The organism is Chitinophaga sp. CC14 (assembly GCF_048957795.1).
Taxonomy (GTDB): domain Bacteria; phylum Bacteroidota; class Bacteroidia; order Chitinophagales; family Chitinophagaceae; genus Chitinophaga; species Chitinophaga ginsengisegetis.
Window position 1 is genome coordinate 1,261,841 of record NZ_JARBFY010000001.1, and the last position, 14,354, is coordinate 1,276,194.

General features: G+C 46.6%; 15 protein-coding genes. 9 read left to right on the forward strand and 6 right to left on the reverse strand.

Features of this window, described 5'->3' with window-relative positions:
• Positions 1–12: 12 nt before the first annotated feature.
• Entirely contained in the window at positions 13–783 is a 771-nt protein-coding gene (locus PV783_RS05340) for a TatD family hydrolase (RefSeq protein WP_420987334.1), read from the reverse strand.
• A gap of 104 nt (positions 784–887) precedes the next feature.
• Between PV783_RS05340 and PV783_RS05345 the strand changes: the two genes are divergently transcribed.
• On the forward strand, positions 888–1,802 hold the full coding sequence (locus tag PV783_RS05345) for a hypothetical protein (protein ID WP_420987335.1): 915 nt from the start codon (positions 888–890) through the stop codon (positions 1,800–1,802).
• 53 nt (positions 1,803–1,855) lie between these two features.
• On the opposite strand, the gene PV783_RS05350 is transcribed toward PV783_RS05345, so the two are convergent.
• On the reverse strand, positions 1,856–2,479 hold the full coding sequence (locus tag PV783_RS05350) for a polysaccharide deacetylase family protein (protein ID WP_079469752.1): 624 nt from the start codon (positions 2,477–2,479) through the stop codon (positions 1,856–1,858).
• 147 nt (positions 2,480–2,626) lie between these two features.
• On the opposite strand from PV783_RS05350, the gene gltX reads away from it, so the two are divergent.
• On the forward strand, positions 2,627–4,156 hold the full coding sequence (gene gltX / locus PV783_RS05355; protein WP_420987336.1) for a glutamate--tRNA ligase: 1,530 nt from the start codon (positions 2,627–2,629) through the stop codon (positions 4,154–4,156).
• Between the two features lie 62 nt (positions 4,157–4,218).
• Here the strand turns inward: gltX and PV783_RS05360 are convergent, their stop codons facing one another.
• From PV783_RS05360 to PV783_RS05370, 3 genes are all read right to left on the reverse strand, one after another.
• On the reverse strand, positions 4,219–4,629 hold the full coding sequence (locus PV783_RS05360) for a type II toxin-antitoxin system VapC family toxin (protein WP_336387848.1): 411 nt from the start codon (positions 4,627–4,629) through the stop codon (positions 4,219–4,221).
• Positions 4,626–4,820 carry a type II toxin-antitoxin system VapB family antitoxin gene (locus PV783_RS05365; RefSeq protein ID WP_111576993.1) on the reverse strand — a complete coding sequence of 65 codons (195 nt, stop codon included), beginning with the start codon at positions 4,818–4,820 and terminating at the stop codon, positions 4,626–4,628. The genes PV783_RS05360 and PV783_RS05365 overlap by 4 nt, the downstream gene beginning before the upstream one ends.
• Positions 4,821–4,915: 95 nt before the next feature.
• The gene (locus PV783_RS05370; RefSeq protein ID WP_111576992.1) at positions 4,916–6,586 is read right to left on the reverse strand and encodes a glutamine--tRNA ligase/YqeY domain fusion protein; all 1,671 of its coding nucleotides are present in this window, start codon (positions 6,584–6,586) and stop codon (positions 4,916–4,918) included.
• A gap of 93 nt (positions 6,587–6,679) precedes the next feature.
• Here PV783_RS05370 and PV783_RS05375 point away from each other — a divergent pair, with 93 nt between their 5' ends.
• The 7 genes from PV783_RS05375 to PV783_RS05405 all read left to right on the forward strand — a co-directional run bounded on the left by PV783_RS05375 (position 6,680) and on the right by PV783_RS05405 (position 13,418).
• Entirely contained in the window at positions 6,680–7,099 is a 420-nt protein-coding gene (locus PV783_RS05375; RefSeq protein ID WP_079469748.1) for a cobalamin B12-binding domain-containing protein, read from the forward strand.
• 93 nt (positions 7,100–7,192) lie between these two features.
• Positions 7,193–8,023 (forward strand): hypothetical protein, encoded by an 831-nt coding sequence (locus PV783_RS05380; RefSeq protein ID WP_420987337.1) that lies wholly within the window; start codon positions 7,193–7,195, stop codon positions 8,021–8,023.
• A 96-nt stretch (positions 8,024–8,119) separates the two neighbouring features.
• Positions 8,120–8,866, forward strand: coding sequence for a porin family protein (locus tag PV783_RS05385; protein WP_420987338.1), 747 nt, complete (start codon positions 8,120–8,122; stop codon positions 8,864–8,866).
• Positions 8,867–8,892: 26 nt separating this feature from the next.
• A complete protein-coding gene (locus tag PV783_RS05390; RefSeq protein ID WP_420987339.1) occupies positions 8,893–10,068 on the forward strand; it encodes a S41 family peptidase in 1,176 nt (391 codons plus the stop codon).
• A gap of 43 nt (positions 10,069–10,111) precedes the next feature.
• Entirely contained in the window at positions 10,112–10,888 is a 777-nt protein-coding gene (locus PV783_RS05395; protein ID WP_420987340.1) for an enoyl-CoA hydratase/isomerase family protein, read from the forward strand.
• Between the two features lie 52 nt (positions 10,889–10,940).
• Positions 10,941–12,341, forward strand: coding sequence for a class II fumarate hydratase (gene fumC, locus PV783_RS05400; protein ID WP_111576988.1), 1,401 nt, complete (start codon positions 10,941–10,943; stop codon positions 12,339–12,341).
• Positions 12,342–12,428: 87 nt separating this feature from the next.
• Positions 12,429–13,418 carry a 2-hydroxyacid dehydrogenase gene (locus PV783_RS05405; RefSeq protein ID WP_420987341.1) on the forward strand — a complete coding sequence of 330 codons (990 nt, stop codon included), beginning with the start codon at positions 12,429–12,431 and terminating at the stop codon, positions 13,416–13,418.
• Here PV783_RS05405 and PV783_RS05410 read toward each other — a convergent pair.
• Positions 13,401–14,330 carry a sulfite exporter TauE/SafE family protein gene (locus PV783_RS05410; protein WP_336387851.1) on the reverse strand — a complete coding sequence of 310 codons (930 nt, stop codon included), beginning with the start codon at positions 14,328–14,330 and terminating at the stop codon, positions 13,401–13,403. The genes PV783_RS05405 and PV783_RS05410 overlap by 18 nt on opposite strands.
• Positions 14,331–14,354 lie beyond the last annotated feature (24 nt).

Below are 14,354 nucleotides of genomic sequence, written 5' to 3' on the forward strand. Positions count from 1 at the left end.
TTCACTAAACAGTTAGAGCATTTTGAATAATTTCCGGGCATTGCTGCTTGTTATATCTGCAACGTCTGCAATTTTTAGATTTTTTATATCTGCCACCTTTTCACCTGCCAGCGGGAGGTACGCACTTTCGTTGCGTTTACCACGATAAGGAACCGGCGCCAGATAGGGAGCGTCTGTTTCCATTACGATGTGCGCCAGGTCTATTTCCTCCAGCAATTTATCCAAACCGGATTTCTTGAAAGTAACTACCCCGCCTATGCCCAGGTAAAAGCCCAGGTCAATGATTTCCTTTGCTTCCTCCAGGGTACCCGAAAAACAGTGGAAAACCCCGCTTAAACGGCCATCTTGTAGAGCTTTTACTTCGTTGATACATTCCCGTGTAGCTTCCCGGCTATGGATGGATACCGGCAGCCCATACTCCCGCGCCAGCATCAGCTGCTCCTGGAAAGCCTTGTATTGCTGGATAAGCAGGGATTTATCCCAGTAAAAATCCAGTCCTATTTCCCCGATGGCCTTGAAAGAACGCTGCTGTAACCAGGCCTTTACCAGGTCCAGCTGCTCATCTACCTCCTCTTTTACATAACAGGGATGTATCCCCATCATCGCATAAATATGATCCGGGTGCTTCGCTTCCAGCGCCAGCATCCCTTCGATAGAACTCTCATCTATATTCGGCAAAAACAGTTTATCTACCCCCGCTGCTAAGGCACGCGCTACCATCTCTTCCCGGTCTGCCTCAAATTCTTCAGAATAAAGGTGCGTGTGGGTATCTATCCAAAGCATAATAATTATTTTATTAAATTTGTAATTTCTTTAATATTTAAGCAGTATCTTTATTACTACAAAGGTAAAGACCGAAAAACCTAATTGCTAATAAAACCTAAACTATGAAAAGCTATTTCAGTACAAATCGTGTGCTGGCGTGGACCTTCACCAGCGTGGCGGTAGTCACCATTTTCTTTGCCTGTAAGAAAGAAGTAACCACAGATACGGCGCCGAATAACCAATCAGATAATAATACTATTGCTGCTGCACAACACGAAGCGGCTGCCAGCGCCATGTACAGCGGACTTTTTGAAACCGTGGCAGAAGTAGCCATTACACAAGGGTTGTTTACTGCCCGCAAGGCGGATAATATAAACAATGCGCTGGCCGTTACCACCTCGCCCTCCTGCCCGGTAGCTGAGCTACTGGATGCCACCAATCCTGACCAATGGCCTAAAAAAGTAAAGATCGATTTTGGTGGGTCGTGCCTCGACAATTATGGTGTGAGCCGTAGCGGCGTGTTGAATGTTACTTTCAGCGGTCCGTTATTTAGCCCTGCTTCTGTCATCCGGGTGGAGCCCGATGGTTATAAAATCAACGGCAAATCCATAGAAGGACTGTTTACCATCAGTGGCGTTAGCTACAGCAAAACAACCGGTATCCAGTATACCACTGAATTAACCGGTGGGAAAGTAACGCTTAGCGATACTGTTGTGATCAACTACGCCAGTAAGAAAACCATTAAGCAAACGGCAGGATTTGACCCGGTAACACCCTTGTTAAATCCGTCTGATGACGTGTTTACTGTAGAAGGAAATGCCAGCATTTCTTATGAGAAAGGTCCTGTAACCGGTGTTACAGCCACTTTTACAACACAGGAAGCACTGGTAAAAATATTTGATTGCCAGCATTTCGTTAAAGGGAAACTGAAGGTTGAATTTGATAAAGTAACCGGGGTAATTGATTATGGGAATGGTAAATGTACCGATCCTGTTACGATTACAGTGGGAGATAAAACCAAAGAGATCAAGTTATAAAAACCTGCTCAACTGTTGCTGATAAACTCACTTATCAGCAACAGTTATTATAATTATAAGATTGCTGCTACTTCAAATTTTTGCTTCCTGCAATACTCCAGTACCCGCGGCAGCGCATACTCCAGCCGGTCCCAGGCTTTGGTGCTGTCGTGAAATACTACAATAGATCCCGGCTGCAATTTGAATACTACGTTCTGCACACAGGCTTCCCCGTTGATCTGCGTATCGAAATCACCACTGAGGATATCCCACATAATAATTTTAGCGCCCGGAATTTTATTCCTGATCTGACGGATCTGGAAGGGAGTAATCCTGCCATAGGGTGGTCTGAACAACGGGGAGGCAATATATTTTGCTGCTTCCAGCACGTTTTCAAGATATTTTTCGGTGTTGGTTTTCCACCCGTTCAGATGGTTATGGGTATGATTGCCGGTGGTATGCCCTGCTTCCAGGATCTGCTGATAGATAGCGGGATACTCCACCACATTTTTCCCGATACAGAAAAAAGTAGCTTTGGCGTTGAACTTTGCCAGTTGCTCCAGCACAAAGGGCGTTGCCTGTGGATGCGGGCCATCATCAAAAGTAAGATATACCTTATTACCTGCCGGAGACAGATTCCAGACACAGCTTTTATATAAGGCTTTCAGGATGCCGGGAGTTTTAGTAAGATAGAACATATAGCCTTTGGCTTTTTAGCGATGAGCTTTAGTACCGCAATATACTTAATGTCTGTTAGCAGGACTTCGTATTAAAAAATTTTAATCTCCCAATATCTCCGGTACAATAACTCCCACCTAAAAGCTAAATCCTTATCTTTGCGGCCTATGGATCACAAAAAAGTAAGAGTGCGTTTTGCGCCCAGTCCTACTGGTGGCCTACATCTTGGAGGTGTACGCACTGTATTGTTCAACTATTTATTTGCGAAGCAGCATAAAGGCGATTTTGTGCTGCGTATAGAAGATACAGACCAAACCCGTTACGTTCCCGGAGCGGAAGAGTATATCAATGAATGCTTGCGTTGGTGCGGCCTTACTCCTGACGAAAGTCCGGAAGCAGGCGGACCGTTTGCGCCTTACCGTCAGAGTGAGCGTAAGCATTTATACCGTCAATATGCAGAACAGCTGGTAAAAGCCGGTCATGCTTACTACGCTTTCGATACCCCGGAAGAACTGGAAAGTATGCGTGAGCGCCTGAAAACGCCGGAGAATCCTTCTCCCCAGTACAACCATATTGTACGGGCAAAAATGCGTAATTCCCTTACACTTTCCGATGCAGAAGTACAGGAACTGCTGGTGAAGAATACGCCGCATGTGATCCGCATAAATATGCCTGCCAATGAAGAAATTACTTTTACCGACCTGGTTCGTGGAGAAGTAACCTTTCATACCTCGCAGGTAGATGATAAAGTTTTGCTGAAAGCAGATGGTATGCCTACCTATCACCTTGCTGTGGTAGTAGACGACTATCTCATGAAAATCACCCATGCTTTCCGCGGAGAAGAGTGGCTGCCATCGGCGCCGGTACATCTCCTGCTGTGGAAATTCCTGGGCTGGGAAGCAGATATGCCGCAATGGGCGCATCTTCCACTGATCCTGAAACCGGATGGCAATGGTAAACTGAGCAAACGCGACGGCGATCGTTTAGGCTTCCCCGTATACGCCATGAACTGGACAGATCCTGTGAGCAAAGAAGTAACGAAAGGTTTCCGTGAACGTGGTTTCCTGCCGGAAGCATTTATTAATATGCTGGCTATGCTGGGCTGGAACGATGGTACCGAACAGGAAATTTTTTCCCTGGATGAACTGATCCGGAAGTTCTCCCTGGAACGTGTACATAAGGCCGGCGCTAAATTCGATTTTGAAAAAGCCAAATGGTTTAACCATCAGTATATTCATCACAAAGACAATGAAAGCCTGGCCGCCTTGTTCCAGCCCGTGCTGGACGAAAAGGGCGTTATTGCCGATCCGGCTTATGTAGCTACCGTAGCAGGGTTAGTAAAAGAACGCTGCTATTTTGTAAATGAAATATGGGATCATGGATTTTTCTTCTTCCAAAGCCCGGACAGCTATGATGAAGCGGCAGTGAAACCAAAATGGAATGCCGATAAAGAAGCATTTTTCCATGCATGGTCTGAACAGCTGGAGTCATTGTCTGCCGCTCCCGCAGCCGATCTGGAAGCTGCCTTCAAAGCGTTGGCTGCTGAAAAGAATCTTAAAATGGGAGATGTGCAACTGCCGTTCCGTATTATGCTGACCGGTGGTAAATTCGGCCCTCCTGTATTTGATATTGTGGCTACGCTCGGTATAGCGGAAACCCGTAACAGGATTGCAAAGGGACTGGAGGCGTTTAAGTAGAATTGTTATTAGTTTCAAATAGATTAAGGCTAAGCGATGAAGAGTCGCTTAGCCTTAATTATTTAGTTATTTTTCCAGGTTTTTAATTCCGAGTGCGTGCTGATCAGCTCAAAGTCGCTGTCGTTGTGCACCACTTCCAGATCAAAGCTCAATGCATAAAAAGCGATTACACAATCGTTGCTTTTGCGAATGGTAACACCTTTTTTGCGGAGTGAGCGGAATAATGCAGAGGCGCCCATAGCGACAGCCATAGGCGCTATTTCCAGTCTTGTAAAACGGCGGAATGTTTCTTTTACTTTATGGTGCTGGGCATCATCTCTTATTCCCTGTAAACACTCCTGCACAACAATGGGAATAAGCGGAATTTCATAATCATTATCGAGATAATGAGTTAACAGATTGGTTTGTGGCGTTTCTTTCCGCCGTAAAGCATCAATCCATACGGATGTGTCGAAGAGTAGTGGTTGCATCATTTACCTCGCATTTCGTTTAAATCTCCGTCCCATTCAATCTTTCCCTTCAGGTCTAAAAATTTGCGCTGGTTGATTCCCAGAATATATTTCCTCAGCGCTTCGTTTACCACTTCCTCTTTGGTTTTACCCTTGTTAAGCTTCATCGCTTCTTTGATCAGCTTATCATCTAAATCTATATTGGTTTTAGCCATATAAAGTGATTTACTATAAATAAAAATACATATAATAATACACATAAAAAGGCCGGACAGTAACTGCCCGGCCTTCACTATTTTTAAAAAAATATTTATTTTCCTTTGGCGCTTTCCTTAGCCCATGCGTCTTTCAGCGTTACAGTTCTGTTGAACACTACTTTTTCAGAAGTGCTGTCTTTATCCACTACAAAGTAACCTTTGCGCAGGAACTGGAAACGTTCACCGGGAGTAGCCTTCAGCAAACCTGGTTCTACATACGCCTGTTTGATGACGTGCAGCGAATCCGGGTTGATGAGCGTTTTAAAGTCGGCTTCTTCTGCCTGTGGATTTTCCACGGTAAAGAGGCGGTCGTAGATCCGGACTTCGGCGGTGGCAGCATGTGCGGCGCTTACCCAGTGAATGGTGCCTTTAACGGTTAAGCCGCTCTGGTCGCCGCCACTTTTGCTTTCGGGCAGGTAGGTGGCGTAAATGGTAGTGATGTTGCCGTCGGCATCTTTTTCAAAGCTTTCGCCTTTGATGATATAGGCATTTTTCAAACGTACCATCAGGCCGGGGCCGAGGCGGAAGAACTTTTTAGGAGGCGCCTCCATGAAGTCTTCCCGCTCAATGTACAGGGTATTGCTGAAAGGCAGGGTACGGGAGCCTGCGTTTTCATCTTCCGGGTTATTGTCGGCGGCCATTTCTTCTACCTGTCCTTCGGGGTAGTTGGTGATCACCAGTTTTACCGGGTCCAGTACTGCCATTACGCGGTTGGCGGTTCTGTTCAGCTCTTCGCGGATACAGAATTCCAGCAGGCCGAGTTCAATCATGTTATCACGTTTCTGTACGCCTACACGTTCGCAGAGCTGGCGGATGCTGGCGGGCGTGTAACCTCGGCGGCGCAGGCCACTGATGGTAGGCATGCGGGGATCGTCCCATCCGTTTACATGACCTTCTTCCACCAGTTGTTTCAGTTTTCGTTTACTCATCACCGTATAAGTGAGGTTTAAACGGGCAAACTCGTACTGGCGGCTGGGGAATATGTCCAGTTCTTTGATGAACCAGTCGTACAGCGGGCGATGCGGGATGAACTCCAGTGTACAAATGGAATGGGTAATATGTTCGATGCTATCGCTTTGTCCGTGCGCAAAATCATACATCGGGTAGATGCACCATTTGTCGCCGGTACGGTGGTGATGGGCATGTTTAATGCGATACATGAGCGGGTCGCGCATGTGCATGTTAGGCGAAGCCAGGTCTGCTTTGGCGCGGAGTGTTTTTTCCCCGTCTTTGAATTCGCCTTTGCGCATCCGCTCAAACAGGTCCAGGTTTTCCGCTACGGAGCGGCTTCTGGCCGGAGTGGGGGTGCCGGGTACGGTGGGGGTACCTTTGGCAGCGGCAATTTCATCGGCGCTGGCATCTTCTACATAGGCCAGTCCTTTTTCTATCATTTTTACGGCAAATGCGTAGAGTTGTTCAAAATAGTCGGAGGCATACAATTCCTTCTCCCACTCAAATCCCAGCCAGCGGATATCCTCTTTGATAGAATCCACGTATTCAGTATCCTCTGTTACCGGGTTGGTATCATCGAAGCGGAGATTGGTTTTTCCATTGTATTTCTGGGCCAGTCCAAAGTTCAGCACAATGGATTTGGCATGACCTATATGCAGGTAGCCATTGGGTTCCGGCGGAAAACGGGTCAGTACCCTTCCGTCATTAACGCCGTTCGCTATGTCTTCTTCAACAATTTGTTCTATAAAGTTGAGGGATCTTTCTTCGCTCATAATGATTTTATCTTGGACGGCAAATGTACAAAAAAGCCGAGAGCTTAAGCTTTCTGCTTTTTCGTACATTTACTTCCTTAATATGATAATGGTATGGTCAACCCGTTAAATCGTCCTGTTCGTGTATTGGTAGCTAAAGTGGGCCTGGATGGCCACGACAGGGGCGCAAAAGTAATTGCGGCAGCACTGCGGGATGCCGGAATGGAGGTAATATATACCGGCTTACGCCAAACCCCGGAAATGGTGGTGAATGCTGCCCTGCAGGAAGATGTGGACGCTATTGGCATCAGCATCCTCTCCGGCGCCCATATGACCGTATTCCCCAAGATCATTGCCCAAATGAAGGAAAAGGGTATGAACGACGTACTGCTTACCGGTGGCGGTATTATCCCCGATGCCGATATGGAAACGCTGCAGGAAATGGGGGTTGGAAAACTGTTCCCTCCCGGCACCAATACCAAAGATATTTCCGAGTATATCACCGGCTGGGTGGCCAGTCACAGGAATTTTTAAAAATATTTCCCTATTGCCGTAACATTTTCTGAACCGGGTCGTCTTTAGTGGAAATAGTCCACCAAATATCTAAAAAACCATAACACCCGTATTATGAAATGTAAGTTATGCCCGTTATTCCTGCTACTGTTGACGTTGTGTTGTAGTGCATTTGCCCAGGATAAAAAAGATTCAGCCAATGCTGCTGCCCCCGCCGATACCACCGGCGCAAAAACCGTTTTTTCCATCATTTTCGGAAAATATCCCAAACACCGGGAAGGGGTATACGTAACCCACGGCGGCGACGGTCCCCTGCTGTCCTTTGCTTCTATGAAAGAAAACGGGGAGCACATGCGCAATATCCCGCGGTTTACCCTCTTTTTTAATGTGGGCTCTAACTTTAATAAAGACTTCTCCAAAAACTTTGGTGTGTTTACAGGCATCAACATCAAGAATATTGGTTTGATCTCAAAACCTGCCGACTCCCTGAAACTGAAGCAGCGCGTATATACTATCGGTATTCCGGTGGGGATAAAGATCGGCGATGTTACTTCCGGCAGCTTCTTCTTTTTTGCCGGTGGAGAAATAGATATGGCTGTTAATTATAAAGAGAAACAATTTGTAGATGGCGATAAGGTCCATAAATTCAATGAATGGTTCAGCGACCGTACGCCGCTGCTGATGCCATCCCTGTTTGCCGGGTTCCGCATTAACCCCGGCTTCGGACTGAAAGTGCAATACTACCCGCAGAATTTCTTTAACCAGGACTTTAAAACAAAAGATAAAGCCGGTAACTCCGTTTATCCTTATAAGAACCTGGAGGCAAATATGATGTTCGTTACCCTCGGATATAACTTCAGCGGTATCGATTACTTTAAAGTAAAGAGAAAAAGACACTATATGAAGATGAAAAACGGCAAAGCAGAGTTTGAAGTAAATTATTAAGAAATATATCCGCTATTTTTGGCAAACCGGAACTAATTGTAAAATTAGTTCCGGTTTTTTTTTGTCGACAGCAGTTATCACCAAAATAAGAACCATATGAAACGGAAACTATGCTTATTCGTCGCGCTATTCCTGTGCGCGTATGGCGCCCATGCGCAATTTGAAGTCGGGATTTCAGGAGGCTACAACCGGAACTACCTGCATACCAGCACCGGGTACAGGGCCTTTACAAAGTATGAGGACCTGGGTGGGTTTGTAGTAGGGATTCCTATTCAATACCATTTCAACGGTTGGTTCGCTATTGAAGCCGATCCTTCTTACATTCAGAAAAATTATGAGCAAAGCAGGGATCATTTCTTTGAAGGTATTTATCAAAAAAATACCAACAGTTATATCCAGCTGCCATTGATGGCGCATTTCTCTTTCGGAGGCAGTAAACTGAGAGGTTTTTTTAATGCCGGTGGTTATGCCGCCTATTGGATGAGCGGCCGCATTAAAGGCGCAATGGCCAACGTTTTTGACGATGGGCCGGAGATCCCGGACAATGAACAGGTGTACGATTATTTGCAGTTTAACCAGGCTTACAAATATGATGAGAAGTATTCCTTCGACAGCCGCCGTGATCGTCGTATTGAACTCGGGCTGCTGGCAGGCGCCGGTATAGAATACCGGCTGCAGCAGAAATACCGTTTCTTTGTAGAAGCCCGCTATTATTACGGGTTATCGGATCAGCAGAAAAATTACATGATCAACCAGATCCCCCGCTACAACGATACTTACGTGCTCCAGGCCGGATGCATGTTTAACATCCGGAACATCTTCCACGGTTCTTCCGCAGAATAAATTTGTTAACAGTTAATCTTACTGAGATGAAACATCTTAATGTATATATTATTGCCCTGATCGCAGTATGCGTATCCGCTTCCTGCCGCAAAGACTTACCCGAAATAAACGATCCTGCCAACACCATCTCCGGAAATTTCAGCGAAGTATTTGATTCTTACTGGAACGGCATGAATAATAACTATGTGTTCTGGGACATAGATACCACCGATTGGGACCGGGTGTATAAACAGTATAAACCGCTGTTTGCAAAATTAAATCTCAATGATTCAACAGATGTCAGAAAAGGATATACTTATTTTAAGGAGATGACCGCCGGCCTGGTGGACTCCCACTACGATCTTACATTCAAAGATTCCTGGTTAGCGGATTCTTTCAGTATTAATCCGGCATACCAGCGTAAAGTGGCCAGCCCGGATTATCATGATCCTATCAGTATCTTCCATTTTTACAACGATGTGCCACGTGGGTATCTTGATGCCGGCGCTGTGAGAGGCTTTACCAATGTAGGTACAACCGCACAGTATGTAGCGGTTTCCGGTACTATCAACCAGGACATCCTGTATTTCTTTTTCAGCGGATTTAACCTGAAAACACTGTATAACACAGATACCGCCAATGGTGTGAAAACAGTAGAGCAATATTTCTTTGATAAGCTGAAAAATACTGCCAACATTAAAGGAGTGATCATCGATGTACGCGGTAATGGCGGCGGAGATCTGGCAGATCTTAATTTTTTATTGGGAAGAATGATCGACAAGCAGCTGGATTTTGGTTATACCCGCTCCAAGCAGGGCAATGGCCGGCTGGATTATTCGCCGTGGGCGCCGGCTTTTGTAACGCCACAGGCAGGTGCACGGAATATTACGGCGCCTATTGTGATGCTGGCTGATGCCTGGTCCGTAAGCATGGCGGAAATGACCACCATGGCCGTGAAATCGCTGCCCAACGGACATTTTGTAGGGGAACGTACCTGGGGCGCCAATGGCCCGCTGACCAGCAACATATATTACAATGGCGGGCAGTTCTCCACTGATTATATCAACCTGGTGTATACTTCGTCGCTGATGCTGAAATACCGCGATGGGAAGATTTATGAAGGGGTCGGATTTCCACCGGATGTAGAAGTGAAATATGATGCTGTCTCCCTGGAAACCGGGCGGGATAAGCAATTGGAGGCGGCTATCGGGCTGATTCGTTAGGTTATTGAATATTGCTTAATATTGATAAACTAAAATACGGCACATGTATCAGACGTTAAGCACACAATTGGAAAACAATATCCTCACCATCACCATCAACCGCCCGGAAAAGCTGAATGCCCTCAACCAGCAGGTGCTGGCTGATCTGGCGCTGGCTGTGGATGAAATATACAGCGACCGGCAAATCAAGGGCGCCATTATTACCGGCGCAGGTGATAAAGCTTTTGTGGCAGGTGCAGATATCAGCGAGTTCCTTACTTTATCAGATAAACAGGGAGAAGAGCTGGCCAAGAAAGGCCATGTAATTTTCCAGCGTATAGAAAACAGCCCTAAGCCCATCATAGCTGCCGTAAACGGCTTTGCACTGGGCGGGGGCTGCGAACTGGCGATGGCCTGCCACTTCCGGATTGCCAGCGACAATGCAAAATTTGGCCAGCCGGAAGTAAACCTCGGGCTCATTCCCGGCTATGGCGGCACCCAGCGCCTTACGCAGCTGATAGGAAAAGGGAAAGCCCTGGAACTGATGCTCACCGGGGATATGATCAATGCCACTGAGGCACAGGCATGGGGACTGGTAAACCATGTTTTAAAGCCCGAAGAATTGCTGCCCAAAGCCGCTTCCATCTTACAAAAAATACAAACAAAAGCGCCATTGGCAGTAGCCCGTGTAATTAAATGCGCTAATGCCGCACTGGATAAGGACCAGGATGGCTTTGAGATGGAGCTGAAAGAATTCGGGGCCTGCTTCGCTACAAAGGATCTGCAGGAAGGCGCCGCCGCCTTTATCCAGAAAAGACAGGCGAATTTTACCGGGGAATAGCTTGCTGCCCAACCCGTAAAGCCGTACTTTTGTAGCCTTAAAAGTTTAAGTCATGGAATTCAGAATAGAGAAAGACACAATGGGCGAGGTTAAAGTGCCTGTAAATGCCTATTATGGCGCTCAAACACAGCGCTCCATTGAAAATTTCAAGATCGCACAGGATATCAACAAAATGCCGAAAGAAATTATCAAGGCATTCGCTTACCTGAAGAAAGCGGCAGCTATCACCAATCTCGAAGCAGGTGTACTGCCTAAGGAAAAAAGTGATCTGATTGGTCAGGTTTGCGATGAAATCCTGGAAGGTAAACTGGACGACCAGTTTCCGCTGGTAGTATGGCAAACAGGCTCCGGTACACAGTCTAACATGAACGTAAACGAAGTGGTGGCTTACCGCGCTCACGTAATTCATGGCGGTCAGCTTACTGATAAGGACAAATTTGTTCACCCGAATGATGATGTGAACAAATCGCAGTCCTCCAACGATACCTTCCCTACCGCTATGCACATCGCTGCTTATAAAATGCTGCAGGAAGTAACCATTCCCGGTATTACAAAGCTCCGCGATACGCTGGCGAAAAAGGCAGAAGCGTTTAAAAACGTAGTAAAAATTGGCCGTACCCACTTCATGGATGCTACGCCGCTTACACTGGGACAGGAAATCAGCGGCTACGTAGCCCAGCTGAATCATGGCCTGAAAGCGATCAACAATTCACTGGCTCACCTGAGCGAGCTGGCATTGGGTGGTACTGCGGTAGGCACCGGCATCAATACGCCTAAAGGTTATTCTGAGAACGTGGCAAAGAATATTGCCCTGTTAACCGGGTTGCCTTTTATTACTGCTGAGAATAAATTTGAAGCCCTGGCAGCACACGATGCCATTGTGGAAGCACATGGCGCGCTGAAAACAGTTGCTGTAAGTTTAATGAAGATAGCCAACGACATACGCATGCTCAGCTCCGGCCCACGCGCAGGTATCGGCGAAATTCATATTCCCGACAATGAACCGGGATCGTCTATCATGCCGGGTAAAGTAAATCCAACCCAGTGTGAAGCCCTCACCATGATTGCGGCCCAGGTAATGGGTAATGATGTTACCATCAGTATCGGCGGTTCCAACGGTCACTTTGAACTGAACGTATTTAAGCCGGTAATGATCTTCAACTTCCTGCACTCTGCACGACTGATCGGCGATGGCTGCGTAAGCTTCAACGATAAATGCGCGGAAGGCATCGAACCTATTGAAGCCAATATCAAAAAACATGTGGAAAATTCCCTGATGCTGGTAACTGCACTGAATACCAAAATTGGCTACTACAAAGCAGCTGAAATTGCGCAGAAAGCCCACAAGGAAGGAACTACCCTCAAGGAAATGGCCGTGAAACTGGGTTATGTAACCCCGGCTGAATTTGATGAGTGGGTAGTGCCTGCACACATGGTAGGAGAAATCAAGTAATAACAGATCATATTTATGGAAGAAGAGAGTCCCGCTAATAACGGGGCTCTTTTTTTGTTACCTTCAATGCAAACAAGCCCAACGATCATGGATATACTCTTTTTCAGCGCGCAGCCATACGATATTCATTACTTCAACCAGGGCAACCAGCAGGGAGCGCACCGTTTCCGTTTCCTCGAGGCGCAGTTAAATGAAGATAATGCTGCCCTGATAAAAGATGAAGCGGTGATCTGTGTATTTGTGAATGATAAAGTGAATGCGACCGTCATCAACGAGCTTCAGCAAAAAGGGGTACGTCTTATTGCATTACGTTGCGCCGGCTTCAATAATGTAGATCTGAAAGCCGCCGCAGCAGCAGGTATTAAAGTAGTGCGGGTGCCTGCCTATTCGCCCCATGCGGTGGCAGAACATGCGGTAGCCTTACTCCTGGCACTGAACCGGAAAATATATAAATCGTATAATCGTGTACGTGATGGCAACTTTACATTGAGCGGACTGGAAGGTTTTGATCTCTTTGGTAAAACGATCGGCGTAGTGGGTACGGGTAACATAGGCGCAGTATTTTGCAGGATCATGCTGGGATTCGGCTGTAAGGTGTATGCACATGATATTTATGAAAACGAAGAGCTGGTAGAGTTAGGTGTAAAGTATGTATCGCTGGATACTATTTTTGCGCAGTCGGATGTGATATCGCTGCATTGCCCGCTGATGGAGAGTACACGGCATATGATTAACGCAAACTCCATTGCATCCATGAAAATGGGCGTAGTGCTGATCAATACCAGTCGTGGCGGATTAATAGATACTGCTTCAGTAGTAGCAGCGCTTAAAAACAGCCATATAGGCGCGCTTGGAATAGATGTGTATGAGCAGGAAGAACACCTGTTTTTTCAGAACTTCTCCGGAAGTATTATCCAGGACGATGTATTATCAAGATTAACCACTTTCCCTAATGTACTGGTAACCGCCCACCAGGGCTTTTTTACAAAAGAAGCGCTCAAGCAGATAGCAGAGGTAACGTTGAGCAATATACGTAGTTTTGAAAAAGAAGGCGTATTGCTAAACGAGGTGAAGTAGGGTAGCGATAATTGTACGCAGGCTCAGTATTATAATGAGGACGCCTACCATAATCATTAATGGTTTGCGCTTTATTCTCCGTACCAGGATGGCTGCAAACGGAGAGGCGATCACCCCGCCGATTACCAGGCCCACAATTACCTGCCAGCTGGAGATACCCGTGAAGATCAGGAAGGTGGCCGCGCTGGAAAGTGAAATAAAGAACTCTGCTGCATTTACAGAACCAATGGTATAATGTACGGTACGGCCTTTACTCAGCAAAGTGGAAGTAACAATGGGGCCCCATCCTCCACCGCCAATGGCGTCCATAAATCCGCCTGCAAAAGCCAGTGGTCCGAGTCTTTTTGTTTTGGTTTTTCTTTTATTTTTCTGGATGCCTTTCCGGATCACGATAATGCCGAGTACCAGCAGGTATGCGCTGATAAAGGGTTTTATTACATCTCCGTCTATTTTATCTGACAGCAGGTATGCGCCGGAGATGGCTCCGATCATTCCGGGGATCAGCAGGCACAAAAACAGTTTCTTATTAACGTTGCCCAGTTTAAAATGGGCGAACCCCGATGCGCCGGTGGTAAATACTTCTGCCACATGCACGCTGGCGCTGCTTACTGAAGGAGATACGCCCAGTCCCAGCAATAAAGAAGAGGAGGTAGCGCCGTAAGCCATACCCAACGCGCCATCTACCAGTTGCGCGCATAACCCCACCACAATATAAAACAGCAGCTCTGTTGTAAAAAGAGAGTGAAAGAACCGGCGTACATCTCCCTGTACGGCATCTGGTACTTCGTAGTAATAGAGGGCAATGAGTACGGTAGCCAGTAACAACGATACAACAGCGATCTGCCACCATTTGAAGGAGGACTGCGGCTTTTCGGTGACGGTGCCTGCAACGGCTGTTGTTCGTGTAGTCATACCAGTTATTTTATGTAGTTTTTA